This window comes from Streptomyces sp. ISL-11 (assembly GCF_018614525.1).
In the GTDB taxonomy this organism is placed as follows: domain Bacteria; phylum Actinomycetota; class Actinomycetes; order Streptomycetales; family Streptomycetaceae; genus Streptomyces.
In genome coordinates this window covers 1-25,119 of the sequence record NZ_JAGGOL010000093.1, presented here as the reverse complement: position 1 = coordinate 25,119, position 25,119 = coordinate 1, and the positions used below count along the sequence as shown (strand labels likewise).

Genomic DNA, 25,119 nt, shown 5'->3' with positions numbered 1-25,119 from the left:
GACCTGGCGGGCGCCGCGGCCGAGCGCTGCGAGGTGCGCATAGGCGGGCCGCTCGCGGAGGTGCTGCGAGGGGTCAGACCCGTCTTCGGTGACTCCTCCGCCGCGCGGGCGGCGCTCCCGGAGCTGCTGGGCGAGGGCCGGTGCGTGCCCGGCCGGCAGCGCACGATCCTCGCGCCGCTGCGGGGGCGGCGGCGGGTGATCGGCGCGGCGGTGTTCATACGGCGCGCCGACCGGCCCGCGTTCGAGGGCGACGACCTGCTGGTCGCGGCCCAGCTCGCGACGCACACCGCGCTCGGCGTCGACAAGGCCGTGCTCTACGGCCGCGAGGTCTACATCGCGGACGAGCTCCAGCGCACGATGCTCCCCGACTCCCTCCCCCAGCCCACCGGCGTCCGGCTCGCCAGCCGCTACCTCCCGGCCGCGGAGACCGCCCGGGTGGGCGGCGACTGGTACGACGCGATCCCGCTGCCGGGCAACCGCGTGGCGCTCGTCGTCGGTGACGTCATGGGCCACTCCATGACCTCCGCCGCGATCATGGGCCAGCTGCGCACCACCGCGCAGACCCTGGCGGGCCTGGACCTGCCGCCCGCGGAGGTGCTGCACCATCTGGACGAGCAGGCGCAGCGGCTGGGCTCGGACCGCATGGCCACCTGCCTGTACGCGGTGTACGACCCGGTCGCGCACCGCATCGTGATCGCCAATGCCGGGCACCCGCCGCCGATACTGCTGCACCGGGGCGGTCGCGCCGAGGTGCTGCGGGTGCCGCCGGGCGCTCCGATCGGGGTCGGCGGGGTCGACTTCGAGGCCGTGGAGCTGGACGCGCCGGCCGGGGCGACGCTGCTGCTGTACACCGACGGCCTGGTGGAGTCCCGGATACGGGACGTGTGGACCGGCATAGAGCAGCTGCGCGAGCGGCTGATCGAGACGGCCCGGCTGACCGGCCCGAACCCGCCGCCGCTGGAGCCGCTGTGCGACGAGGTGCTGGGCATGCTCGGCCCGGGCGACCGGGACGACGACATCGCCCTGCTGGCGGCGCGCTTCGAGGGGATCGCGCCCAGCGACGTGGCGTACTGGTTCCTCGACCCGCGCCCGCAGACGGCCCGGCAGGCGCGCCGGCTGGCCCGGCGGGCGCTGACCCGCTGGGGCCTGGAGGAGCTGTCCGACAGCGTGGAGCTGCTGGTCAGTGAGGTGATCACCAACGCGGTGCGGTACGCCGAGCGGCCCATCACGCTGCGGCTGCTACGGACGGACGTGCTGCGGTGCGAGGTCGGCGACGATGTGCCGCAGCTGCCCCGGCTGCGCCAGGCGCGGCCCTCGGACGAGGGCGGGCGCGGGCTGTATCTGGTGAACAGGCTGGCCAGGCGGTGGGGCGCCACCCGGCTGTCGACGGGAAAGGTGGTCTGGTTCGAGCTGGCGCTGCCCGCGCACACGCGGTGAGGGCGGCCCGGAATCCCTCCTTCGGCAGGCCCCGCCGGCCTGTCGCCGGGCCCGTCGCTCGACGAGGTGAAGTTCTGGACAGAGTCCAGGCTCCTGTTGCCGACATGCTGTCGGCGGAGTTCACTGGCTCGGGTGGAGGGCCGTACGGACGCGCCCTCACCCATCCCCCGTTCCGGGAGGCGTCCCATGACCGACTCGGCGCAGCAGGCCCCGTACACCACGAACAATGCCGGGATCCCCGTGGAGAGCGACGAGCACTCGCTCACCATCGGTGACACCGGCCCCATCCTCCTCCAGGATCACTATCTGATCGAGAAGATGGCCCAGTTCAACCGCGAGCGGGTCCCCGAGCGGGTGGTGCACGCCAAGGGGGGTGGCGCCTACGGCTTCTTCGAAGTGACCAATGACGTCAGCCAGTTCACCAAGGCCGATCTCTTCCAGCCCGGCAGGCGCTGCGAGATGCTGGCCCGCTTCTCGACGGTGGCGGGCGAGCAGGGCAGCCCGGACACCTGGCGCGACCCGCGCGGCTTCGCGCTGAAGTTCTACACCGAGCACGGCAACTACGACCTGGTCGGCAACAACACCCCGGTCTTCTTCGTCCGCGACCCGCAGAAGTTCCAGGACTTCATCCGCAGCCAGAAGCGCCACCCGCGCACCGGCCTGCGCAACAACGACATGCAGTGGGACTTCTGGACCCTGTCGCCGGAGTCCGCGCACATGGTCACCTGGCTGATGGGCGACCGCGGCATCCCGAAGACCTGGCGCCACATGAACGGCTACAGCTCGCACACCTATATGTGGGTGAACCAGGGCGGTGAGCGCTTCTGGGTGAAGTACCACATCAAGACCGACCAGGGCATCGAGTTCCTCACCCAGGCGGAGGCCGACGAGCTCGCGGGCTCGGACGCCGACAAGCACCGCCGGGACCTGTTCGAGTCCATCGAGAGCGGGGACGCCCCCTCCTGGACGATGAAGGTTCAGGTCATGCCGTTCGAGGACGCGGCGGACTACCGCTTCAACCCCTTCGACCTCACCAAGGTCTGGCCGCACGGCGACTACCCGCTGATCGACGTCGGCCGGATGACGCTGAACAAGAACCCCGAGGATTTCTTCGTCCACATCGAGCAGGCCGCGTTCGAGCCGTCCAACCTGGTGCCGGGCATCGGACCGTCCCCGGACAAGATGCTGCTCGGCCGGCTCTTCTCCTACCCCGACACCCACCGCTACCGCATCGGCCCCAACTACGCGCAGCTGCCGCCCAACCGGCCGCGCTCACCGGTGAACTCCTACGCGAAGGACGGCCCGATGCGCTACGAGCCGTCGCGTACGGCCGCGGTGTACGCCCCGAACTCGTACGGCGGGCCGGCCGCCGACACCGCGCGCTTCGGTGACCCTGCGGGCTGGGCCGCCGCGGGCGAGATGGTGCGCGAGGCGTACAAGCTCCACCGCGAGGACGACGACTGGGGCCAGGCCGGGACGATGGTCCGCCAGGTCCTCGACGACGCCGCCCGCGACCGGCTGGTCTCCAATGTCTCCGGCCACCTGAGCCAGGGCCTCAGCCGGCCCGTGCTCGACCGCGCGCTGGTGTACTGGCGCAACATCGACAAGGAGACGGGCGACCGCATCGCCACGCGGGTCAACGGCGGCTGACGACGCACGACGGCCGCCGATCGCGCCAGGAGCGCGGTCGGCGGCCGTCGTGCGACCCGGTACGGGCCGGGGTCAGTCGCGTGCCCCGTTGAGGTTGCCACCGCCCGCGTCCCCGACGCCCCCGGTCGTGGGCGTCGGCGGCGAGGAGGTCGGCGGCTTGGGCGGCTTCGGCTTCTGGGACTGCGACGTGGACGACGAGGGCTCGCGCGTGGGCGTCGGCCGCGACGGGGTCGCCGAGGGCGACTGCGACTGCGGGGAGCGCGACGGCGACGGGCTCTGCGACGGCGGCGTGGACGGCTTGGCGGAGGTGGTCGGCGCCGGCGGCGGGGGCACCACGGCCAGCTCGTCCGTGTCCAGGTCGAACTCGGTGTCGCCGTAGGCGACCTTGCCGGTGTAGTCGGCCCAGATCTGAGCCGGGTAGCCGCCACCGTTGACGCGGCCGCCCTCGACACCACCGGTGCCGGTCAGCGGCACCTGCGCGCCGCCGGGGCCCTCGCCGAACATGCCGACCGAGGTGATGAGATCGGGGGTGTAACCGGAGAACCAGGCCGACTTGTTGTCGTCGGAGGTGCCGGTCTTGCCCGCCACCGCGTAGTCGCCCAGCTGCACGGCCGTGGCCGTACCGTCGTTGACCACGCCCTTGAGGACCTGGGTGACGTTGTCGGCGTTGGTGGTGCTGATCACCTGCGAGCCGATCGCGTTGGGCATCTGGACCTTCTCGCCGTTGCGGGTCACCGACGCGACGATGGTCGGGGTGACCTGCTTGCCGTGGTTGGCGAGCGTGGCGTAGGCACCGGCCATGTGGAGGGGGCTCGCGGCCATGGAGCCCAGCGACATGGCGGGAACCTCTTCGAAGTTGCCCGCGCCGCCGTTCATGCCCATGTCGACCGCGGTCTTCTTGACCTTGTCGAGGCCGACGTCGACGGCCATCTGCGCGAAGACGGAGTTGATCGACTTGTTCATCGACTCCTGCACGGTCACCGGACCGTAGCTGGTGTGGTCCTCGTTCTCCGGGGCGAAGGCGACCTCGCTGTTGCGGATGGGCCGCTTGTTGTCGCCGTTGTAGATCGTGCCGGCGGTGATCCGCTGGCCGTCCTCGTTCTTCGACTTGTTCTGCAGCGCGGAGGCGAAGATGAGCGGCTTGAAGGTGGAAGCAGGCTGGTAGTCCTCGCGGGTGGCGTTGCTCTTGAAGTGCTTGAGGTAGTCCTGGCCGCCGTACAGGGCCATGATCTTGCCGGTCTTGCGGTCCACCGACACGGCGCCGACCTGGGCGTAGCCGTCGACCTTGCGGGCCTGTGGGTCGAGCCGGGAGGTCACCTTCTCGTGGACCGCCTGCTCCATGGCCTTCTGCTTCTTCGGGTCGACGCTGAGCGTGATGGTCCAGCCGCCGGCGGCGAGGGCGCTCTCACCGCGTCCGTCCTTGCGGAAGGCGCGCTCGACCTCCTGCTTGGCCGCCTCGACCAGGTAGCCGTTCTGACCGCTCATGCCCTTCGGGGGCTTGGGGTCCTTCGGCACCTCGAACTTCATGGTCTTGCGCTTGTCGGCGTCGAGCCACTTCTTCTCGACCATCTTGTCGAGGACGTAGTTCCAGCGCGCCTGGGCGTTGCGCTTGCCGGCGTCCGTGGCGACCGTCCAGTCGTACTGGCTCGGCGCCTGGAGCAGCGCGGCGAGGTAGGCGCCCTCTTCGAGCGTGAGCTTGTCGGCGTCCTTGTCGTAGTACGCGTGGGACGCGGCCTGGATGCCGTAGGCGTTGCGGCCGTAGTAACTGGTGTTCAGATACCCGGCGAGGATGTCCTTCTTGTCGAACTTCTGCTGCACCTTGAGGGAGATGATCAGCTCGTTCACCTTGCGGGTGACGGTCTGTTCCTGGCTCAGGTAGTAGTTCTTGACGTACTGCTGGGTGATGGTGGAGCCACCCTGCTTGCCGCGGCCCATCACGGTGTTGAGGATGCCTCGGGCCGTGCCCTTGAAGTCGACACCGGGGTCGGTCCAGAAGTCCTTGTTCTCCGCGGCGACCACCGCGTCCTGGACGTTCTTCGGGATCTTCTCCAGCGGCACTTCCTCGCGGTTGACCGTGCCCGTACGGGCCAGCACCGTGCCGTTGCTCAGCTTGTAGACGTTGCTCTGCAGCTTGGCCGCCGAATTGCCGGAGGGCACGTCGACGTAGAGGTAGAGCGCCACGAAGGCGCCGATGCCGAGGGCGATCACGGCCAGGAAGTAGGCGAGCAGCTTCTTCCAGGTGAAGAAGCGGCGTATGCCGGTCTTCTTGGGCTTCTTGCCCTTTGCAGTGCGCGGGCTCTTGTCCGCCCGTCGTGCTTCCGCTCGGCCCATCTCTCCCGTGGCTCCAGTCTGTCCGCCCCCAACCCAGCTCACGAAGCTAACACCGCAACTGTCACCAAACGCCCATCGATCAAGGCTTTGGGGCACGTGACATACAGCACCCCGGATGGCGGGAACCGGGTACGGCGCAGCGCGGAAAACCGTACAGGGCGATAATGTGCTAACACTTTGCTAGACAGTGCACGGCGCGGTCCGACTGCCGCGCGCCACCGGGAAATCAGGGGGAACCGCCATGCCCGACACCGCTACCGCACCGGACACCACGCCACCGGTGAACGTCCCGGACATGCCCAGGCCGCGCATCGCCGAGACGCCGGCCCGTGACATCGGCGGCGGCCTCGCCCTGCTGCTCGGGCTGGGCGGGCTGCTCATCGGCGCGGGCGCCATCGCCCTCGGCATCACCTTCGGCCATGACGGCAACTCCGCCGCGTGCGCCGCCCTCGTGGCCGCCGGCATCCTCGTCGGCCTCGCGTCCATCACCGCGATGAGCGGCCTGAACAACGTCGCGCCGGGCGAGGCCCGCGTCGTCCAGCTCTTCGGCCGCTACAGCGGCACCATCCGCACCGAGGGCCTGCGCTGGGTCAATCCCTTCACCAGCCGGGAGAAGATCTCCACCCGGGTGCGCAACCACGAGACCGCCGTGATGAAGGTCAACGACGCCTACGGCAATCCCATCGAGCTGGCCGCCGTGGTGGTCTGGCGGGTGGAGGACACCGCGCAGGCGATGTTCGAGGTCGACGACTTCCAGGAGTTCGTCGCCACGCAGACCGAGGCGGCCGTGCGCCACATCGCCATCGAGTACCCCTACGACGCGCACGAGGACGACGCGCTGTCGCTGCGCGGCAACGCCGAGGAGATCACCGAGAAGCTCGCCGTCGAGCTGCACGCCCGTGTCGAGGCGGCCGGCGTGCAGATCATCGAGTCGCGCTTCACTCATCTCGCCTACGCTCCGGAGATCGCCTCGGCCATGCTCCAGCGGCAGCAGGCGGGCGCGGTCGTCGCGGCCCGCAAGCTGATCGTCGAGGGCGCGGTCGGCATGGTGGAGGAGGCCCTGAGCCGGATCAGCGAGCAGGGCATCGTGGAACTGGACGAGGAGCGAAAAGCGGCCATGGTGAGCAACCTGATGGTGGTGCTGTGCGGCGACCGGGCCGCGCAGCCCGTCCTGAACACGGGCACGCTCTACCAGTGAGCGAGGCCCCCGAAGAGCGGCGCGGGCCGCGGCAGCGCAAACAGGTGCTGCTGCGGCTCGACCCGCTCGTCCACGACGCCCTGACGCGCTGGGCCGGCGAGGAGCTGCGCAGCGCCAACGCGCAGATCGAGTTCCTGCTGCGCAAGGCGCTCTCCGACGCCGGCCGGCTGCCCCGGGGCACGGGTGCGCTGCCGCGGCGCGGCCGCCCGCCGAAGGGCGCGCCGGAGAACGGCGGCGACTGACCGAGGCGCACCGCCGCCCCCGTCGGCGGATCTTGATACGAATAAATCAAGCCAACTGAACATCGCGTCTATACATCGCGTGTATACACCCGGTGTACTGTCGCCACATGTCAATCGGACACACGCTGCTCGCGCTCCTGGAGGCCGGCCCCAGTCATGGGTACGACCTCAAGCGGGCCTTCGACGAACGCTTCGGCCACGACCGCCCGCTGCACTACGGGCAGGTCTACTCGACCATGTCGAGGCTGTTGAGGAACGGCCTCGTGGAGGTCGAGGGCATCGAGCACGGGGGCGGCCCCGACCGCAAGCGCTACGCCATCACCGACGCCGGCGTCACGGACGTCGCACAGTGGCTCGTACAGCCCGAGAAGCCCGAGCCCTACCTCCAGTCGACGCTCTACACCAAGGTCGTCCTGGCGCTGCTCACCGGCCGCGACGCCGCCGACCTGCTGGACGCCCAGCGGGCGGAGCACCTGCGGCTGATGCGCGAGCTCACCCGGCGCAAGGCCGTCGGCGACCTCGCCGACCAGCTCATCTGCGACCACGCGCTCTTCCATCTGGAGGCCGATCTGCGGTGGCTGGAAATCACCGCGGCACGCCTGGGCCAGCTGGCGAAGGAGGTGCGCGCATGACCCCGTCCGGCTCCCTGCTCGCCGCGACCGCGCTGCACAAGGCGTACGGGCCCACGCCCGCGCTCGACGGCGCGGACTTCTCCGTCCACCCCGGCGAGATCGTCGCCGTCATGGGCCCCTCGGGCTCCGGCAAGTCGACGCTGCTGCACTGCCTGGCGGGCATCGTGCGGCCCGACTCCGGCACCGTCCGCTACGGCGCGCGGAACCTCTCGGAGCTGTCCGACGCCCGGCGCAGCGCGCTGCGCCGCGGCGAGTTCGGTTTCGTCTTCCAGTTCGGCCGGCTGGTACCGGAGCTGACCTGCGTGGAGAACGTCGCGCTGCCGCTGCGGCTCAGCGGTGTCAAGCGCAAGGAGGCCGAGGAGCGGGCCACCGGGTGGCTGGAGCGCCTGGAGGTCACCGACGTGCGCGACAAGCGCCCCGGAGAGGTCTCCGGCGGCCAGGGCCAGCGCGTCGCCGTCGCCCGCGCGCTGGTCACCACCCCCCGGGTGATCTTCGCGGACGAGCCCACGGGCGCCCTGGACTCCCTCAACGGCGAGCGCGTGATGGAGCTGTTCACCGAAGCCGCGCGGGCCACCCGGGCCGCGGTCGTGCTGGTGACGCACGAGGCGCGGGTCGCCGCCTACTCCGACCGCGAGGTGATCGTGCGGGACGGCAGGGCGCGCGACATGGCGGGCGTCTCATGACGGAGCGCGGCACACAGCGCCCCGGCCACGGCCCGGCCGACATGCCCACCGGCCCCAGCGGGCTCGCGGCCTGGGTCCGCGACCTGGCGAGCGGCATTCGGTTCGCGCTGACCGGCGGCCGGGAGGGCTGGCTGCGCACGGCGCTCACCGCGGTGGGCGTCGGCCTCGGCGTGGCGCTGCTGCTGACCGCGGCGGCCGTGCCCGAGATGCTCGACCGACGCCACGACCGGGACGCCGCGCGCGGCGCCGTCCCAGGCCGGGACGCGCCTGGAGCCGGGTGCCGGCACCCTGCTGTACGACCCGGCGGGCACCGACTACCGCGACAAGCCCATCGGCGGGGCGCTGCTGCGCGCCGAGGGGCCGAAGGCGCCGGCGCCGCCCGGTGTGCGGCGCGTCCCCGGGCCCGGCGAGATGGTGCTCTCCCCGGCGCTGGAGAAGCTGCTCGGCTCCGACGAGGGGAAACTGCTGCGCGAGCGCTTCCCCTTCCGGCCCGTGGGCACCATCGGTGACTCCGGGCTCGTCGGTCCCGACGAACTCTTCTACTACGCCGGCAGTGACCGCATCGCCGTGGGTTCCGGTGCCGTGCGCATCGATCACTACGCGGCCGACGAGGTCAGCGATCCGCGGAGCCCGGCCGTCATGGTGCTGATCACCATGGTGTGCGTCGTCCTGCTGCTGCCGGTGGCCGTCTTCATCGCCACCGCCGTCCGCTTCGGCGGTGAGCGGCGGGACCGTCGGCTGGCGGCGCTGCGGCTGGTCGGCGCGGATGCCAGGACGGTGCGGCGGATCGCGGCCGGCGAGGCCCTGTGCGGCTCGCTGCTGGGGCTCGTCGTCGGCGTGGTCATCCTGCTGTTCGCCCGGCGGTTCGCCCCGTACGTCACCATCCAGGAGACCAATGTCTTCCCGGCCGACCTGACGCCGGGTCCCGGGCTCGCGGCGCTCGTCGCGGTCGCCGTGCCCGCGTCGGCCGTCGTGGTCACGCTGTTCGCGCTGCGCGGCGTCGTCATCGAACCGCTCGGGATCGTCCGCGACACGGTCGCCCGTCGCCGCCACCTGTGGTGGCGGCTGCTGATACCGGCCCTGGGCGCGCTCCTGCTGGTCCCGCTCCTCGGCCGGGCGTCCCTGTACTCCTACGGCACCGGGCTGCATACGGTCCAGGTCGCCGCGGGCGCGGTCCTGCTGCTCATCGGCGTCACGGCCCTGCTGCCCTGGCTGGTCGAGGCGTGCGTCGCCCGGCTGCGCGGCGGCCCGCCGCCCTGGCAGCTGGCCGTCCGCCGGCTCCAGGTGAACAGCGGCCCGGCGGCCCGCGCGGTCAGCGGGATCACCGTGGCCGTGGCCGGGGCGATCGCGGTGCAGATGCTCTTCCAAGGCATGCAGAGCGACTACACCGACCCGCCCTGGTCGAAGGACGCGCCCTCACAGCTCCAGGCCGATCACCGCGCGGTCCCCTCCCCGGAGGCCCACGGCTACGTCGACAGGTTCCGTGCGACGAAGGGCGTGACGGCCGCGACCGGCTTCGTCGACCGCTACGCCCAGAAGGAAGGGGACAGCCAGGGCGTCACCTCCGTCATGGTCGGCGACTGCGCCACCCTGAGCGAGATCGCCGACATCGGCTCCTGCCGGGACGGTGACGTCTTCATCAGCCAGGAGCCGGGCGGCCCGGTCGACACCGCCCGCCGGTTCGCGCCCGGCACCCGGCTGGTGATGGAGGAGTACGCGCCGCCCGGCCACGGGTCGCCGCGCACGTACCGGTGGACGGTGCCCGCCTCGGCGCGGGTCGTGCCGACCGTGCCCGATCCGCACGGCGAGCACCAGCACGGCGTGCTGGTCACCCCCTCCGCCATCGACCTCTCCGCCATCCCGAACGCCCGGACCCGGCTGCTGATCAGGGTCCGGCCGGGCGACCCGGACGCCATCGAGGCCGTCCGCAACACCGCGGCCGCCATCGACCCGGGCGTGCGCGTGTGGCGCATGGGCGGTGTGGTCAAGGACAGCCATTACGCCGCCGTCGAGCGCGGACTGCTGATCGGCGCGACCCTCACCCTCGCCCTCATCGGCGCGAGCATGCTCGTCAGCATGCTGGAGCAACTGCGCGAGCGCAGGCAGCAGCTGTCCGTCCTGGTGGCGTTCGGCACCCGCCGCTCCACCATCGGCTGGTCGGTGCTCTGGCAGACCGCGATCCCCGTCGCGCTCGGCCTGGCCCTCGCCGTGGCGGGCGGGCTGGGCCTCGGCTGGCTGGCGCTGAGGCTCGTGGACAGGACGGTGAAGGACTGGCTGTCGTTCCTGCCGCTGGTCGGCGGGGGCGCGGCCGTCATGATCCTGGTGACGCTCGTCGGTCTGCCGCCCCTGTGGCGGATGATGCGGCCGGACGGTCTCCGTACGGAGTAGGTCCGGTGGACCGGGTAAGGGGCGGTGGCCATGGGGCACCGCACCTTACCGCGCGCCCCGTTGCCCGGGTGCCGGGATCAGTCGCGGACGATACGGACCGGCAGGCTTCGCAGTTCGGTGCGGAGCGCCTCGGCGAACTGCTCGAACTCGCCCTGCCGCGCCGCAGCCGACCGCATCACCAGGGCGATCCGGCGCGCGGGCGCGGGATCGGCGAAGTACCCGGTGGCGAGCTGGTCGTTGCGGCTGGTCTCGACACGCAGTGCCGTGCGCGGCAGCAGCGTGACGCCCATGCCGCCGCCGACCAGCTGGACCAGGGTGGACAGCCCGGCGGCGCTGGTCGTGACGGGCGTGCCGATCGTCCGCCCCGCCTCGCGGCAGATGTCCAGGGCCTGGTCGCGCAGGCAGTGCCCCTCGTCGAGCAGCAGCAGGTCCAGCTCGCGCAGCGCGGCCCGCGGGATGTCCCCGCGCCCCGCCAGCCAGTGGTCACTCGGTGTGACGAGCACGAAGTCCTCGTCGAAGAGCGGCAGCTCCGTCACGCCGGGCGCGCCGAGCGGTACGGCGAGCAGCAGCAGGTCGAGTCGGCCCTGCGCCAGCCCGTCCAGGAGCGAGGAGGTCTGTTCCTCGTGCACCTGGAGGTCGAGGGCCGGGTACGCCTCGTGGACCAGGCGCAGGACCGTGGGCAGCAGATAGGGCGCGACGGTCGGGATCACCCCGAGCCGCAGGACGCCGGTGAAGGGCGCACGGGCGGCGTCGGCCTCCTCCAGGAGGGCGCCGACGGCGTCCAGGACCGCACGGGCCCGGACCGCGAGCCGCTCGCCCGCTGGACTGAGCAGCACTTTTCTCGTCGTACGCTCAAGGAGCTGGACATCGAGCACTTCCTCCAGGGCCGAGACGGCGCCGGAGAGCGCGGGCTGGCTCATGCCGATGGCGGACGCGGCGTCGCGGAAGTGCAGGTGCTCGGCGACGGCGACGAACGCGCGCAGCTGCGCGAGGCTGGGCTGGCGGGGCCGGGCGGGGGCGACCCGCGCGGGGGCTTCCGCGGGGTCGTTCCCCGAAGTTATGGACGACATAACTGATAACCACCTCCGATCAACTTCACTCAGTCTAGCTATTTCCGTTATCAATGCCTCCTGTGGCAGGGTTGGCCTGTCCAACCCGCAAGGAAGCTCCCATATGGGACGTTCCTCGTTTCAAGGAGAGCGCGTGCTCACTGTCGGTGACAAGTTCCCCGAGTTCGACCTGACCGCCTGCGTTGACCTCGACGCGGACAAGGCCTTCGCGCAGATCGACCACAAGACCTACGAGGGCAAGTGGAAGGTCGTCTTCTTCTGGCCGAAGGACTTCACCTTCGTCTGCCCGACCGAGATCGCCGCCTTCGGCAAGCTGAACGACGAGTTCGCCGACCGTGACGCCCAGATCCTCGGTGTCTCGGGCGACTCGGAGTTCGTGCACCACGCCTGGCGCAAGGACCACGCCGACCTGCGTGACCTGCCCTTCCCGATGCTGGCCGACGCCAAGCACGAGCTCATGCGCTCCTGTGGCGTCGAGGGCGAGGACGGCTACGCCCAGCGCGCCGTCTTCATCGTCGACCCGAACAACGAGATCCAGTTCACCATGGTGACCGCCGGTTCCGTGGGCCGTAACCCCAAGGAGGTCCTGCGGGTCCTCGACGCCCTGCAGACCGACGAGCTGTGCCCCTGCAACTGGTCCAAGGGCGAGACCACCCTGGACCCGGTCGCGCTCCTCGCGGGCGAGTGAGCTGATTCCTCATGGCACTCGATGAGCTGAAGTCCGCGATACCGGACTACGCCAAGGACCTGAAGCTGAACCTCGGCTCGGTCATCGGCAACTCCGACCTCCCGCAGCAGCAGCTGTGGGGCACGGTTCTCGCCTGCGCGATCGCGACCCGTTCGCCGATCGTCCTGCGTGAGCTGGAGCCGGAGGCCAAGGCCAACCTCTCCCCCGAGGCGTACACCGCGGCCAAGGCCGCCGCCGCCATCATGGCGATGAACAACGTGTACTACCGCACCCGGCACCTGCTGTCGGACCCGGAGTACGGCAACCTGCGCGCGGGCCTGCGGATGAACGTCATCGGCAACCCGGGCGTGGAGAAGGTCGACTTCGAGCTGTGGTCCCTGGCCGTCTCCGCCATCAACGGCTGCGGCATGTGCCTCGACTCGCACGAGCAGGTGCTGCGCAAGGCCGGCGTGGAGCGCGAGACCGTCCAGGAAGCCTTCAAGATCGCCTCGGTTCTCCAGGCGGTCGGCGCGACCCTCGACTCCGAGGCCGTGCTGAACGCCTGACAGCCCCACCCGTAGTACGACGACGGTCCGCCGGCCTCATGGCCGGCGGACCGTTTCGTCATGTGCGGTGCGGTCAGTCCGCTCCGGGGGGCCGCGCCCCGCCGGGTGCCGGGGCGGCGGGCTCCGCCGGCGGCTGCGGACCCACGGCCGTCCGCAGGGCGTTCTCCCTGGCGTGCGCCCGGAGGTATCCGACGACCGTATTGGTCACGGCGACCAGCGGAACCGCGACGACGGCGCCGCCGATGCCCGCGATCAGCGAGCCCGCGGCGACCGAGAGGACCACCGCGAGCGGGTGGACCCGCACGGCGCGGCCGAGGATGAACGGCTGCAGGACGTGGCCCTCGATCTGCTGCACGGCGAGCACCACGACCAGCACCATCGTCGCCGTGAAGACATCGCGCGTCACCAGCGCCACGACCACCGCCAGCGCGCCGGAGACGACGGCGCCGACCAGCGGGATGAAGGCGAAGAGGAAGATGAAGACCGCCAGCGGCACGGCCAGCGGCACGTCGAGGAAGAACAGCCCTATGCCGATGAAGATCGCGTCGATCAGGGCCACTATCACCGTGCCGCGCACATAGGCGGTCAGCGTCGCCCAGGCGCGCGGACCCGCGCCCGAGACACCGTCACGCGCCGCCGCCGGGAACAGCTTCAGCAGCCACTCCCAGATCCTGGGGCCGTCGTAGAGCAGGAAGAGCGTGCTGAACATCGCCAGCAGAATGCCCGTCAGCACCTCGATGATGACCTGGACACCCTCGATGCCGGCCGAGGTGATGTCCTTGGTGTTGGTGCCGATCGCCTGACTGAGATTGTCGGCGATGCTGTTGATCTGCTCCTCGGTGACATGGAACGGGCTGTTCAGCAGCCAGTGCTTCAGGTCCTTGATGCCCTGCTGCACCTGCGTGGACAGGTCGTCCAGATTCTCCGTCACCTGCCACACCACGAACCAGCCGACCAGGCCCATGATGACGAAGCCGGAGATGAAGGTCATGGCCGTGGCCAGGCCCTGGGGCACACCGCGCCTCTTGAGCAGGGCGACCGTGGGCTGGAGCAGCGCCGTGATCAGCAGGGCCGCGGTGAAGGCCAGCACCACCAGCTGGACGGCGCTGATCACCCGCATCAGCACCCACAGGGTCCCGGCGAAGATCAGCAGACGCCAGCCCACCTCGGCGGCGACGCGCACGCCCCAGGGCACGGCGTCGACCGGATCGGGACGCGCCGCGACGGCGGGGGCGTAGCCGGGCGGCGGGGGAACATGCTCGGGTTCGGCGGCGGACACCGGCTGCGGCTCGGGCGCGGAGGCTTCCGCGCGCCCGGCGGGGGATACGGCTACGGCGCCCGACGGCGGGCCGGTCACGGGCTCCGGCGTCTCCGCCGCGCCCCGGTCCTCCGCCTTCCGGGCTTCGAGACGGTCGGCGAGCCGGGTCAGGCCCGCTCCCACGCCACCGACCCATCGTGGCAATCTGGACATTTCTCTTCCTCTACCCCCACTCCCCCGCGGCCATGGTGACGACGTTACCCGTGCCCACTGTCAACGAGGCCGACAGGTGTCGTGGGGGAAGACACACAAAACCCCCGGCCGGTTGAGGCCGGGGGTCATGCGAAGACAGGGAAGAAGCCGCCGAAGAATCCTACGCGCGGCCTAGTACCACTGGTTGGCCTGCCAGAACGACCAGGCGCCGCAGGGGCTGCCGTAGCGCTCGTTCATGTAGCCCAGGCCCCACTTGATCTGGGTGGCGGGGTTGGTCCGCCAGTCGGCGCCGGCCGACGCCATCTTCGTACCGGGCAGCGCCTGGACGAGGCCGTACGCGCCGGAGGAGGCGTTCGTGGCGGTGTAGTCCCAGGTGCTCTCGTTGTTCACGATGTTGCTGAAGCACTGGAATTGGTCGCCCGGAATCATCTGCCGGGCCATCGCCTGGACCTCGGCGGTGGTGTAGGAGCCCTTGACCGCGAAATCCGAGGCATCGCGCGCGGCGGAGCGGCTGCTGACCTCTTCCTTCTTCTCGCGCTCGGCGGCGTCCTTCTCCGCCTTCTCCTCCACCTTCTTCTTGGCCGCGGCGTCCGCGGCCTCCTTCTTGGAGGTGGCGTCCTCGGCGGCCTGCTTGCGCGCGGCCTCCTCGGCGTCCTTCTTCGCGGCCGTGTCGGCGGCGTCGGACTGGGTGTCCGCCTGCTGCGTCAGGGAAGCGGTCTGTGCCTGGACGTTGTGTCCGGCGGGGATGTCCGCGAGGAGCGTCGCGTCGGCTGCGGTGGCCTCGACCTGAGGGGTCGTGCCCTGATCGCCCGAGGCGACGCCTACGACGGCGCCGACGGTGGTGACCGCGGTGGCGGATGCCACGGCGAATCCCCGGACCGAGATCCGGCTCACACGGTTTCCTTCCAGCATCGCCCGCATAGGTGACCTCGCGGGCGCAATCGTGCCCCTGGCGCTGGCCTCCGTTGTGCCGGTCCCGGCAAGCGAGTGGAACCGACTGGTCACAGAAGGCACTGACCCGGTCCAGCGAGGGGCTTCCTCCCGTGAAGGAGGTCCGCGTGACGCTCGGGCGGCATACGGCGACGCTGTTCAGTTCTGTGGTACCGCACCCCAGGGGGTGCTGTTGTGCCGTATGCGGGGCCTGACAGGACCCAGACTTTGCCCGACGGGGACACCCGGAGGCAATTCTGCGTTGCGTGGGAAAGCTCACACGTCGTTTACCCCTGCGTTTTCCCGGAAAGAGCCCACGGCACAACAGCGCGCGGCTAAGCTCCTTCGCTTTCGCCGCGCGCCGCCGTCGGACCGCTGCCTGTTGGCGCGTCCGTATCCGTATTCAGACGCCTCTACGCGCCGTTATGCGCTCAGATACGGCCGTCCTCCAGCATTTCGGTCACCAGCGCCGCGATCGGTGAACGCTCCGAACGCGTCAACGTGACGTGCGAGAAGAGGGGATGGCCCTTCAGCTTCTCCACGACGGCGACCACGCCGTCATAGCGGCCGACCCGGAGGTTGTCGCGCTGCGCCACGTCATGGGTGAGTACGACCCGCGAATTGGCCCCGATGCGCGACAGAACGGTCAGCAGGACATTCCGCTCCAGCGACTGCGCCTCGTCGACGATGACGAACGCGTCGTGCAGGGACCGCCCGCGGATGTGCGTGAGCGGCAGCACTTCCAGCATGCCGCGCCCGACGACCTCCTCGATCACCTCCGCGCTCGTGACCGCCGAGAGCGTGTCGAAGACGGCCTGGGCCCACGGGCTCATCTTCTCCGCCTCGCTGCCCGGCAGATAGCCCAACTCCTGCCCGCCGACCGCGTACAGCGGCCGGAAGACCATCACCTTCCGGTGCTGCCGCCGCTCCAGGACGGCCTCCAGGCCCGCGCACAGGGCCAGCGCCGACTTGCCCGTACCGGCCCGGCCGCCCATGGAGACGATCCCGATGTCGGGGTCCAGCAGCAGGTCGAGGGCCACCCGCTGCTCGGCGCTGCGCCCGTGGATCCCGAACGCCTCCCGGTCGCCGCGCACCAGCCGCACCGAGCCGTCGGCCGTGACCCGGCCCAGCGCCTTGCCGCGCTCGGACTGGAGCACCAGACCGGTGTGCACGGGCAGTTCCGCCGCCTGGGGCACCTCGATGGCCTCGGCGGAATAGAGCTCGTCCACCTGCTCGGCGGTGACGGCGAGCTCGGCCATGCCGGTCCAGCCGGAATCGGTGATGGCGAGCTCGGCGCGGTACTCCTCGGCGAGCAGGCCCACGGCCGACGCCTTGATGCGCAGCGGCAGGTCCTTGGACACGACGGTGACGTCGTATCCCTCCGCCTGGAGATTGCGGGCGACCGCGAGAATGCGCGAGTCGTTGTCACCGAGGCGGAACCCGGCGGGCAGTATGCCCGTGTCCGAGTGGTTGAGCTCGACCCTGAGCGACCCGCCCAAGTCACCGATCGGAATCGGTGAGTCGAGGCGGCCGAATTGCACCCGGTAGCCATCGAGCAGACGCAGGGCCTGCCGTGCGAAGTATCCGAGCTCCGGGTGGTGCCTCTTGGCCTCCAACTCCGTGACCACCACGACGGGGAGCACGACCTCGTGCTCCTCGAAGCGGGACATGGCCCCTGGGTCGGCCAGCAGGACGCTGGTGTCGAGAACATAGGTGCGCCGGTCGTTATCACGGCGGTTCTTGCTGGTCACCACGGGTGGACGAACCCCCTCGGGGAGAGGTCGGGGCGCGACGGCGTCGCCGGGGAATGGGCCGGGTCCATGCCCTTCGAGGGCCGGACGCCGGCCCTCCGCGTCGTCCGCGCGGGCCCGCGGGTCCGCTCGGTCCGCACGGTCGTCGTCCGTGTGCAAAGGGCCTCCCGGGCGGGCGGCCCCATGCCGCCCGCTGGCAGAGCGACGGTCTTTGGACAGACCGTCGACCTGGAGGGGATATTCCCGCTCGACCGCTTGACCATGCAACGGCATATGCGACGCCGGGGTGAACACCCGGTCCGTCAGTAGCCGTACGACGATGCCGCACCGTACGCCGCACCGGGCGCGGAAATCCCCCGCGTCACCGGGCGGGGGCGAAACCGCGCGGGATCAGAAGCCGTAGCGCCGGTGCCGTGCCGCGTAATCGCGCAGGGCGCGCAGGAAGTCGACCTTCCGGAAAGCCGGCCAGAAGACTTCGCAGAAGTAGTACTCGGAGTGGGCGCTCTGCCAGAGCATGAAGCCCGACAGCCGCTGTTCGCCACTGGTGCGGATGACGAGATCCGGGTCGGGCTGGCCGCGGGTGTAGAGGTGCTTGGAGATGTGCTCGACATCCACGATCTCGGCGAGTTCCTCGAACGAGTTGCCGTTCTCCGCGGCTTCGAGGACCAGCGAGCGCACGGCGTCCGCGATCTCCTGCCGACCGCCGTAGCCGACGGCCACATTGACCAGTATTCCGCCGATACCGATCGTGTCCTGCTCGGCCTCCTTGAGCACGGACTGGGTCCGGGCCGGCAGCAGGTCCATCGTGCCCACGTGGTGGACGCGCCAGCGCCCGTCGGCGGCCAGGCCGCGCACCGTGTTCTCGATGATGCCCAGGAGGGGGTTGAGCTCCTCGGCGGGCCGGTCGAGGTTGTCGGTGGAGAGCATCCAGAGCGTGACGACCTCGACGTCGGTCTCGGCGCACCAGCCGAGGAGCTCCTGGATCTTGTCCGCGCCCGCTTGGTGGCCCTGCTCGGTCGTACGCCCGTCCGCGCGGGCCCAACGGCGGTTGCCGTCGAGGATGACACCGATGTGCTTGGGCACCTGGGTGTGGTCGAGGCGGCCTTCCACCCGGCGTGCGTAGAGCCTGTACACCAGGTCGCGCAACTTCACGTCTTCCAGCCCCTCCATGCCACGGCGGTCGCCCCGAGGGCGCCACATTACTGCCCGCGTGTCACGAGGACCCAACTCGGTCTGTCACAGGTACGTGATAGTCAGGGACGCATGACCGATTCCACTCATTCCGCTCACTATCGCGCGGCCGGATCCCGCTACGACTCGATGGAGTACCGGCGTACGGGCCGCAGCGGCCTGAAACTGCCGGCCATCTCCCTGGGGCTGTGGCACAACTTCGGTGACGACCGCGCCCTGGAGTCGCAGCGCGGCATTCTGCGCCGGGCCTTCGACCTGGGCGTCACCCACTTCGACCTGGCCAACAACTACGGTCCGCCGCCCGGCTCCGCCGAGCTGAACTTCGGCAAGATCTTCGCGCAGGACTTCCGCCCGTACCGCGATGAACTGGTCCTTTCCACCAAGGCCGGCTACCTCATGCACCCCGGCCCGTACGGCGAGTGGGGCTCGCGGAAGTACCTGCTCTCCTCGCTCGACGCCTCGCTGGGCCGAATGGGTGTCGACTACGTCGACATCTTCTACTCCCACCGCTTCGACCCGGAGACGCCGCTGGAGGAGACGATGGGCGCCCTCGCGTCCGCCGTCCGGCAGGGAAAGGCGCTGTACGCGGGCGTCTCCTCCTACAACGCGGAGCAGACGCGGGAGGCGGCCCGGCTGCTGCGCGAGATGGGAGTGCCCGCCCTCATCCACCAGCCGTCCTACTCGATGATCAACCGCTGGACGGAGGACGACGGGCTGCTCGACACCCTGGAGGCGGAGGGCATGGGGTGCATCTCCTTCGCGCCGCTCGCGCAGGGTCTGCTGACGGACAAGTACCTGCACGGCATCCCGGAGGGGTCGCGCGCCTCGCAGGGCAAGTCGCTGGACCCGGGGCTGCTGACGGAGGACGTCGTGCGGCGGCTGCGCGGGCTCAACGAGATCGCGGAGCGGCGTGGCCAGTCGCTGGCGCAGCTGGCGCTGGCCTGGGTGCTGCGGGACGCGCGGATGTCCTCGGCGCTGATCGGCGCGTCCAGCGTGCGACAGCTGGAGGCGAATGTGGCGGCGCTCGGCTCCCCGAAACTGACCGAGGAGGAGCTGGCCGAGATCGATTCCTTCGCGGTGAGCACCGAGGGCGTCAACATCTGGGCGCGTCGCGGCTGATTTCCGCGCCGCCTTTCCCTCTCTTTACACAAATCATTACGCAGCGTGACCGAAAGGGAGAAAAAACGGGCCGGTCCGTGGGGGGGATACGGACCGGCCCGAGGGGGGGTTTCCACCTTAACCGGTCGGAGGGCCTGCTTGTTGCATCCGCAGGGGTGACAGGGCGCGGCATGCTGACACTGGGTGACCTATTTGATCTTGAACAAGTTGGGGCGGCAGGCCCGTTCGGGAGGTCGTCAGGCCCGACAGTACTGGGCGGACGGCCGAGAACCGGCCATTCGGCCACCGTCCCGGGACCGCTCTCCGGGCCTTCCGAAAACATTCCGAAAAGTCATCCTCGGCTTGACGTGTTTGACTCTTTTGGTGTCACTCCGGGCAACGATTGGTAACTGATTCCGCACTACATGCGTCTATTCGGAGACGATCTTTGTCGGAATCGGAGCTTCCTAGTCGGCGTCCCGCGTGTCGTCCGATGGGCGGGCCGCCAGGACCTCGACGCGCGAGGGGCCGCCGACCGCGGGGCCCCGCAGGACGAGCGCGTCCTTGGTCCCGTCAATGTCACCGGCGCGCTGCCCCGACTCGATGATGGCCCTCAGCGCCTCCTCACGTCCCGGCCACGCCCCCCAGCAGCACCCCCAGCCACGCCCCCACGATCATGAATGGCCCGAAGGCCAGGGCCGTGCCGCGCCCCGCCCTCCGCGTCACCAGCAGCGCCGTGCCGTACAGCGAGCCCAGCAGCAGCCCGGCGAAGGCCCCCAGGAGCAGCACCGGCCAGCCGTACCAGCCCAGCGCGCACCCGAGTCCGACCGCCAGCTTCGCGTCCCCCAGCCCCATCCCGTCCGGGCGGACGAGGAACAGCGCCAGATAGCCGCCGCCCAGAGTCAGCCCGCCCAGCAGCGCACCCGGCCACGACCCTCCGGCCCCGGGTATGAGCGCCGCCGCTCCGAGCAGCCCGGCCGTGCCGGCCGCCAGCGGCAGCGTGAGGACATCCGGCAGCCGCCGCACCGACCGGTCGACACCCGCCAGCAGCACCCCCACCGGGGCCGCGACCAGCCACACCGCCAACTCGGGCCGTGCGCCGACCGCCCAGGCGAGCGCCGCGCACCCGAGGGCCGCCATCGCCGCCGGCCACAGCGCCCCCGGCCCGTACCGCGCACCGCAGATCCCGCACCGCGGCCGCCCCAGCCAGCCGGCGACCGGGTGCCCGCACGGCCCCGCCGACCGCCAGGGCTCCTCGGGTTCCACGCTCAGCCGGTACCGCGCCCGTGACACCGACATCCCCGCCACGGCCCCGTACGCGGCGGCCAGAACCATCAACAGCACGTCCATGACCCGAGGTTACGGACACGACCCGATCTCCGCCGATGCCTGTGGATAAAGTGCCGCCGACGGCCCGCGCTCCGCCACGGCGACCACCCGAAAGGACCACGGTCATGCCCCGATTGCAGGACGGCACCGCTCAACTCCGCGTTCCGGCCCGTGATGTCGACCCCGTCGGCCCGGACCATCGGGCCATCCCCCTGGAGATCGCCGTCTCCTACCGTGCCCGCACCCGCGGCCTCTTGGGGCGGGACGGTGTCGAGGGTGCCCTGCTCCTCACGCCGGCCGCCGGTGTCCATACCTTCCGGATGCGGTTCCCCATCGATGTGGCCTACCTGGACCGGCGGCTGACCGTCCTCGCCGTCCGCACCATGCGCCCCGGTCTCCTCGGCCTCCCCCGGCTCCGCTCCCGCCATGTTCTGGAGGCGGCGGCCGGGTCCATGGAGCGCTGGGGACTACGGCCCGGGGTCCGCGTCGCGATCACGCCGTGAGACCGGTTCAGCGGTAAGACCGGTTCGGCCGTGAGACCGGTTCATCCGCCGCTTCGCCGCGCGGCCAGCGTCCAGCCGCCGAGGCCGAGCAGCAGCAGCGAGCCGGTGCCGACCCCCGCGTAACCGATCAGCCGCAGCCGCCCGTCCGAGCCTCCGCCGGCCGCCGTGGGCAGGCTCCCTGCCGCTCGGCGCTCCGCGACCGCCTTCCGGGCGTCGGATACGCCGATGTGGAGAGTGACGGGCACGGCGTCCGACGCGCCCTTGGCGACCTTGGCGTTCAGGCTGACCTGGAGGTAGTACGTACCGGCGAGGCGCATCCCCCTGACGGCGTCGCCGCCCGCGCCGCCGCCCGGGGTCACGGGGGGCGTGGCCAGCGACAGCGTGGCTTCCTTCCCCTGGTAGCCCGCCGTCTTGTTCATGACGTGACCACGCGCGGCGTTGCTCAGACCCATCCGTACGCCGCTGATGACATAAGGGGAGGCCGCCGCGCCCGGAGCACCCGCGAACCGCGCGTCGGCGAAGAGCTGCCGGCCCGCGCCGACCGACACCTGGTAGAAGCGCGTCTCGCCGGGCCTGAGTTCGTCCCGCCAGGCACCCGGGCGGAGCTCGGCGGCGTCGTTGAACCCGGACCCGCCCACCACGGCCGTGCTCGGCTCCCCCGGCGCGGAGGGTGCCCGCGAGGACCAGCCGCCGGAGGCCGTCAGCCCGTCCGCCCGGTCGGCCGGACCCGTCGCGTACTTCAGTTCCACCGGCACCGCCGCGCTGTCGCCGCCCGCGGCGTCGCCCCGTTCCACCGCGAAGCGGTACGTGCCCGCCTCCTTGCAGCTGCCGCCCGTCCGCACCACCCGCTCCGCGTAATCGGCGATCGGGTAGGCGCCCCCGGCCGACAGGAACGTCCGGTGCCGCCCGGCGCCGCACGGGCTCCCGTCCATGGCCTCCAGCGCCACGTCGATCCCGTCCCGCGTCCCCATGGTGCTGCCGGGCCTCGGCACGGCCACGGCGGAGACGTACGCGCTGGACTCCGCGTCCAGCTCGACCGTGTAGTACTTGCGCTCGCCGGGCTTGATGCTGTCCGTGTAGGTGCGCGCGCCCGGCCTCAATAACGGTCCACGCCCGGCGCTTTCGGAACCGCGCACCGCCTGGGCCCCGGTGGCCATCCGGTACGAGGCCACGCCCCCGGGCCCCCGGGTCTGCCCGGCCGCCCCCGCGTTCCCCGTCGCCGCCAGCATGCCCAGCGCCGCCACCCCGACGAGCCAGCCCCTCATTACCCGCCTACCTCCACCGGTCCCCTGCCTCAGCGGTGCCCCATCCTGCCCTGCCGTACGGGGGCGCGCGAGAGGTTGGCGGGCTCCCGCCCGCTCACTCCTCCGCGCGCAGAGCGTCGAGAGCGCTCTGAATGGTGCGGACGGTCAGCCGCGGGCGGTGGAAGACGTCGTCGCGGGTGAAGCGCAGGATCTGCCGGATCCCCCGGCAGGCGGCGAGTTCGTTGAAGCGCGCGGTGTCGTTCTGGTGGGCCGACCTGCTGCCGTGCCAGGTGAATCCCTCGATCTCCACGCCCAGGCCCTCCGCCCGGAAGAGGAAGTCCAGCCGCACGGTCCGGCCGCGCGCCGTCGTCACCTCGGCCTGCGACTCCGGGCGCAGCCCGGCGCCCCGTATCTCCAGCCGTGCCTTGGACTCCGCCGGTGACCCGCACGCCGCGTCGGTGAGCTCCAACGCCTGCCGGGCCGCGCGCGTGCCGTGCCGGCGGGACGTGGCGGCCAGGGCGTCGGCCACCTGTCTCCGGCCGACCAGGCCCCGGCCGAGCGCCGAGTCGGCGGCGATGACGCCCTCGTCCGGGGGGGGAGGGCGCGCAGCAGGTCGCAGACGGTTCGTACGGCCGCGGTCACCCGCACGCCGGCGATGACGGTGGTCTCCTTCCTCGGCCACCGGTAAGTCGTGGACCACGGCCTCGGGACCCCGCCGCGCCCGGCCGGGGGCGGTGAACTCGGTGCCGTAGGGCCGTATCAGCACGATGCCGTGGGCCGCGGCGGCCGAGCCGTGGCTGGCGATCAGCTCGGGCCGGCGCAGCTGGTGGGCGCGCAGGCGCAGGTCGGCCGGGCGCCCCGGCTCGGCCCAGGCGCCGCGGTGCGGCCGGCTCCATCCCGCGCGCCGCAGGCACCGGGCGATCCCCGTGGGGGCCGTCCCGGCGGCCACGGCCTGCGAGGTCAGGAGGATGCCGTCCTGCGCGGCGGCGATCTCGTACAACCGCTGGTGCTCTGCCTTCACTTTCCCAGGACACACCGGGCACCGCCCTCCGCGCCATGCCTGTGGATAACCCGCTCCCTTGCGCGGCGGGCCGTCGCGTCAGCGGCTCCGGGGGAAGCTGACCTCGACGCGCCGGTTCTTCCGGCGGCCCTCCTCGGTGGAGTTGTCGGCGATGGGGTACTGCTCGCCGTAGCCGCGTATCTGGTACGTGATGTCCGAGGAGCCGATGTCCTGGGCGAGTTGGCGCTGCACGGCGTTGGCGCGTTCCTTCGACAGCACCAGGCCGTGTGCGGTGGAACCGAGGTCATCGGTGAAGCCGAAGACGCGCAGGGTGGTCGCCTTCTGCTTGCCGATCTCGGTGGCGATGGCGCGGATGCGGGTGGTGGCCTGGGGGCCGAGGCGGGCGCTGTCCTTGTCGAAGAGGACCTCGGCCTGGAGGGCGAAGGTGACGTTGACGTTGGTGTCCTCGCGGCGCTCGTCGCCGTTGTCCGTCTCGACCACGGACTTGATGTCCAGGACGCGGCCCGGCGCGAGCTTCGCCCCGGAGCGCATCTTCAGATCGGGATCGCCCGCGTCGATCCTCACCGGTGGTGCGGTGTCGGCGGGGCTGCCCGGGCCGCTGTCCGCGTGCGCGGGGGCCGCGAGCGCGGCGGCGGTCAGAAGGGCGGCGACGGCGGCCGCGCGGCGGCACGTGCGGTACGTGCGCGTGGGGAGCGTCGGCATGGGGTGGTCACCCCGAGATCTTGACGCGGACGGACGGCATGGTGGGGAGCTGGAAGTCGACGTCCGTGACGTCCGCCGGGGGCGCGGGAAACTGGGCGAAGACGGGCCGGCTCTCCTTGGGCTTGATGTTCGTCAGGCCCGTGCTGCACAGACACTCGCCGTCGGTGTCGCGGAGCACCAGATACCGCTTCTTGCTCGCCTGGTCGACCAAGGACGCACCCGAGAGCGAGGAACGGGACTTCATCTCCGTCTCCTTCGAGAGCCAGTGGATGGCGTTGAAGGGTTTCGCGCCGTGATTGGTCAGCGTCCCGTTCACCGTGACGAATCCGCCCGTGTCCCGCTCGGCGGAGTCGATCGCGATGACGACACCGTCCGGCCCCTTCATCTCGCCTATGGCGTCGGCCGATCGGGGCGCGGGTTTGTCCGCCCGCCCCTGCGCGGCCGACGACCTTCCCCCGGGCCCGGTGTCCTTCGGTTCCTCGTCGTCGCCCCCGCCGCATCCGGTCGCGGTCAGGGCCAGGACGGCCGCGAGCGCCGCCACGGCCGCCCCTCCGCGGGCCTTCGTCGTGTGCCGCATGCTCATGGGTCGCGTTCCTTCGCTCGTCGTCGGGGCGGCGGATGGGTCGAGGGACGGGGCCGGCGCGGAGCGGACCGGTCGAGCGGAGCCCGTCATTCGGCGAGCCGCACCGTGAAGAGCGCCCGGACCGCCCGTGCCAGGTCCTCGGGGCGTTCCGGGTCGATCGTCAGCACGTCGCCCTCGCAGACGATCTCGACGGGCGGGCGGGCGCCACCGGGGGGCTTCGCGGCGCAGCGCGGTTCGACCACGGCCCGCGCCGTCGCCGTCGCGCGCGTGTTCTCGGTGCCGGGGACGACCGACCGGCCGACGGGTTCGGTGGAGCGTACGGTGACCGTGAAGGAGGCGGGCAGTCCGCCCTCGGGCGCGGTGCAGCCGCCCACCAGGCCGGCGCCGTTGTCGCGCGCGTACGCGGCGGCCGCGCCGCAGGCCGCGTCGGGC

General features: G+C 71.2%; 22 protein-coding genes and 1 pseudogene. 11 read left to right on the top strand and 12 right to left on the bottom strand.

The features are described 5' to 3' along the window. On the top strand, positions 1-1,437 hold a 1,437-nt coding region (locus J7E86_RS19780), incomplete at its 5' end, for an ATP-binding SpoIIE family protein phosphatase (RefSeq protein WP_215083039.1). A gap of 186 nt (positions 1,438-1,623) precedes the next feature. Next, the gene (locus J7E86_RS19775; protein WP_215083038.1) at positions 1,624-3,087 is read left to right on the top strand and encodes a catalase; all 1,464 of its coding nucleotides are present in this window, start codon (positions 1,624-1,626) and stop codon (positions 3,085-3,087) included. A gap of 72 nt (positions 3,088-3,159) precedes the next feature. On the opposite strand, the gene J7E86_RS19770 is transcribed toward J7E86_RS19775, so the two are convergent. Continuing rightward, on the bottom strand, positions 3,160-5,418 hold the full coding sequence (locus tag J7E86_RS19770; RefSeq protein WP_215083037.1) for a transglycosylase domain-containing protein: 2,259 nt from the start codon (positions 5,416-5,418) through the stop codon (positions 3,160-3,162). 241 nt (positions 5,419-5,659) lie between these two features. Between J7E86_RS19770 and J7E86_RS19765 the strand changes: the two genes are divergently transcribed. The 5 genes from J7E86_RS19765 to J7E86_RS19745 all read left to right on the top strand — a co-directional run bounded on the left by J7E86_RS19765 (position 5,660) and on the right by J7E86_RS19745 (position 10,561). Then, complete coding sequence (locus J7E86_RS19765) at positions 5,660-6,616, top strand: SPFH domain-containing protein (RefSeq protein WP_215083036.1); 957 nt, start codon at positions 5,660-5,662, stop codon at positions 6,614-6,616. After that, positions 6,613-6,858 carry a hypothetical protein gene (locus tag J7E86_RS19760; RefSeq protein ID WP_215083035.1) on the top strand — a complete coding sequence of 82 codons (246 nt, stop codon included), beginning with the start codon at positions 6,613-6,615 and terminating at the stop codon, positions 6,856-6,858. Before J7E86_RS19765 ends, J7E86_RS19760 begins: the two co-directional genes overlap by 4 nt. A gap of 107 nt (positions 6,859-6,965) precedes the next feature. Then, positions 6,966-7,490, top strand: coding sequence for a PadR family transcriptional regulator (locus tag J7E86_RS19755; RefSeq protein ID WP_215083034.1), 525 nt, complete (start codon positions 6,966-6,968; stop codon positions 7,488-7,490). Next, positions 7,487-8,173 (top strand): ABC transporter ATP-binding protein, encoded by a 687-nt coding sequence (locus J7E86_RS19750; protein WP_215083033.1) that lies wholly within the window; start codon positions 7,487-7,489, stop codon positions 8,171-8,173. Before J7E86_RS19755 ends, J7E86_RS19750 begins: the two co-directional genes overlap by 4 nt. Positions 8,174-8,557: 384 nt before the next feature. Then, positions 8,558-10,561: an FtsX-like permease family protein gene (locus J7E86_RS19745; protein WP_308312649.1), complete on the top strand. Its 2,004-nt coding sequence runs from the start codon at positions 8,558-8,560 to the stop codon at positions 10,559-10,561. 77 nt (positions 10,562-10,638) lie between these two features. On the opposite strand, the gene J7E86_RS19740 is transcribed toward J7E86_RS19745, so the two are convergent. Next, complete coding sequence (locus J7E86_RS19740) at positions 10,639-11,631, bottom strand: hydrogen peroxide-inducible genes activator (RefSeq protein WP_215083032.1); 993 nt, start codon at positions 11,629-11,631, stop codon at positions 10,639-10,641. Between the two features lie 133 nt (positions 11,632-11,764). Here J7E86_RS19740 and J7E86_RS19735 point away from each other — a divergent pair, with 133 nt between their 5' ends. Both J7E86_RS19735 and J7E86_RS19730 read left to right on the top strand, forming a co-directional pair. Next, the gene (locus J7E86_RS19735) at positions 11,765-12,319 is read left to right on the top strand and encodes a peroxiredoxin (protein ID WP_215083031.1); all 555 of its coding nucleotides are present in this window, start codon (positions 11,765-11,767) and stop codon (positions 12,317-12,319) included. 11 nt (positions 12,320-12,330) lie between these two features. Next, the gene (locus J7E86_RS19730; RefSeq protein WP_215083030.1) at positions 12,331-12,864 is read left to right on the top strand and encodes an alkyl hydroperoxide reductase; all 534 of its coding nucleotides are present in this window, start codon (positions 12,331-12,333) and stop codon (positions 12,862-12,864) included. A 73-nt stretch (positions 12,865-12,937) separates the two neighbouring features. On the opposite strand, the gene J7E86_RS19725 is transcribed toward J7E86_RS19730, so the two are convergent. The 4 genes from J7E86_RS19725 to J7E86_RS19710 all read right to left on the bottom strand — a co-directional run bounded on the left by J7E86_RS19725 (position 12,938) and on the right by J7E86_RS19710 (position 18,168). Continuing rightward, complete coding sequence (locus J7E86_RS19725; RefSeq protein ID WP_215083029.1) at positions 12,938-14,335, bottom strand: AI-2E family transporter; 1,398 nt, start codon at positions 14,333-14,335, stop codon at positions 12,938-12,940. A 171-nt stretch (positions 14,336-14,506) separates the two neighbouring features. Next, positions 14,507-15,256: a transglycosylase SLT domain-containing protein gene (locus J7E86_RS19720; protein WP_215083028.1), complete on the bottom strand. Its 750-nt coding sequence runs from the start codon at positions 15,254-15,256 to the stop codon at positions 14,507-14,509. 440 nt (positions 15,257-15,696) lie between these two features. Further along, positions 15,697-17,019, bottom strand: a complete 1,323-nt coding sequence (locus J7E86_RS19715) for a PhoH family protein (protein ID WP_215083027.1) — start codon at positions 17,017-17,019, stop codon at positions 15,697-15,699. A gap of 387 nt (positions 17,020-17,406) precedes the next feature. Further along, the gene (locus J7E86_RS19710) at positions 17,407-18,168 is read right to left on the bottom strand and encodes an isoprenyl transferase (RefSeq protein ID WP_308312650.1); all 762 of its coding nucleotides are present in this window, start codon (positions 18,166-18,168) and stop codon (positions 17,407-17,409) included. A gap of 111 nt (positions 18,169-18,279) precedes the next feature. Between J7E86_RS19710 and mgrA the strand changes: the two genes are divergently transcribed. Further along, complete coding sequence (mgrA, locus tag J7E86_RS19705) at positions 18,280-19,326, top strand: L-glyceraldehyde 3-phosphate reductase (RefSeq protein ID WP_215083025.1); 1,047 nt, start codon at positions 18,280-18,282, stop codon at positions 19,324-19,326. 603 nt (positions 19,327-19,929) lie between these two features. On the opposite strand, the gene J7E86_RS19700 is transcribed toward mgrA, so the two are convergent. After that, entirely contained in the window at positions 19,930-20,655 is a 726-nt protein-coding gene (locus tag J7E86_RS19700) for an A24 family peptidase (protein WP_215083024.1), read from the bottom strand. Positions 20,656-20,759: 104 nt separating this feature from the next. Between J7E86_RS19700 and J7E86_RS19695 the strand changes: the two genes are divergently transcribed. Next, on the top strand, positions 20,760-21,137 hold the full coding sequence (locus J7E86_RS19695; RefSeq protein WP_215083023.1) for a DUF192 domain-containing protein: 378 nt from the start codon (positions 20,760-20,762) through the stop codon (positions 21,135-21,137). Positions 21,138-21,178: 41 nt separating this feature from the next. On the opposite strand, the gene J7E86_RS19690 is transcribed toward J7E86_RS19695, so the two are convergent. The 5 genes and pseudogenes from J7E86_RS19690 to J7E86_RS19670 form a co-directional block, all read right to left on the bottom strand. Beyond that, the gene (locus tag J7E86_RS19690) at positions 21,179-22,402 is read right to left on the bottom strand and encodes a hypothetical protein (protein ID WP_215083022.1); all 1,224 of its coding nucleotides are present in this window, start codon (positions 22,400-22,402) and stop codon (positions 21,179-21,181) included. A gap of 94 nt (positions 22,403-22,496) precedes the next feature. After that, complete coding sequence (locus J7E86_RS19685) at positions 22,497-23,402, bottom strand: hypothetical protein (RefSeq protein ID WP_215083021.1); 906 nt, start codon at positions 23,400-23,402, stop codon at positions 22,497-22,499. A gap of 78 nt (positions 23,403-23,480) precedes the next feature. Next, entirely contained in the window at positions 23,481-24,104 is a 624-nt protein-coding gene (locus tag J7E86_RS19680; RefSeq protein WP_215083020.1) for an OmpA family protein, read from the bottom strand. Positions 24,105-24,111: 7 nt separating this feature from the next. Next, the gene (locus J7E86_RS19675; RefSeq protein WP_215083019.1) at positions 24,112-24,687 is read right to left on the bottom strand and encodes a hypothetical protein; all 576 of its coding nucleotides are present in this window, start codon (positions 24,685-24,687) and stop codon (positions 24,112-24,114) included. An 86-nt stretch (positions 24,688-24,773) separates the two neighbouring features. Further along, positions 24,774-25,119: pseudogene (locus J7E86_RS19670) on the bottom strand (hypothetical protein); the annotation flags it as partial.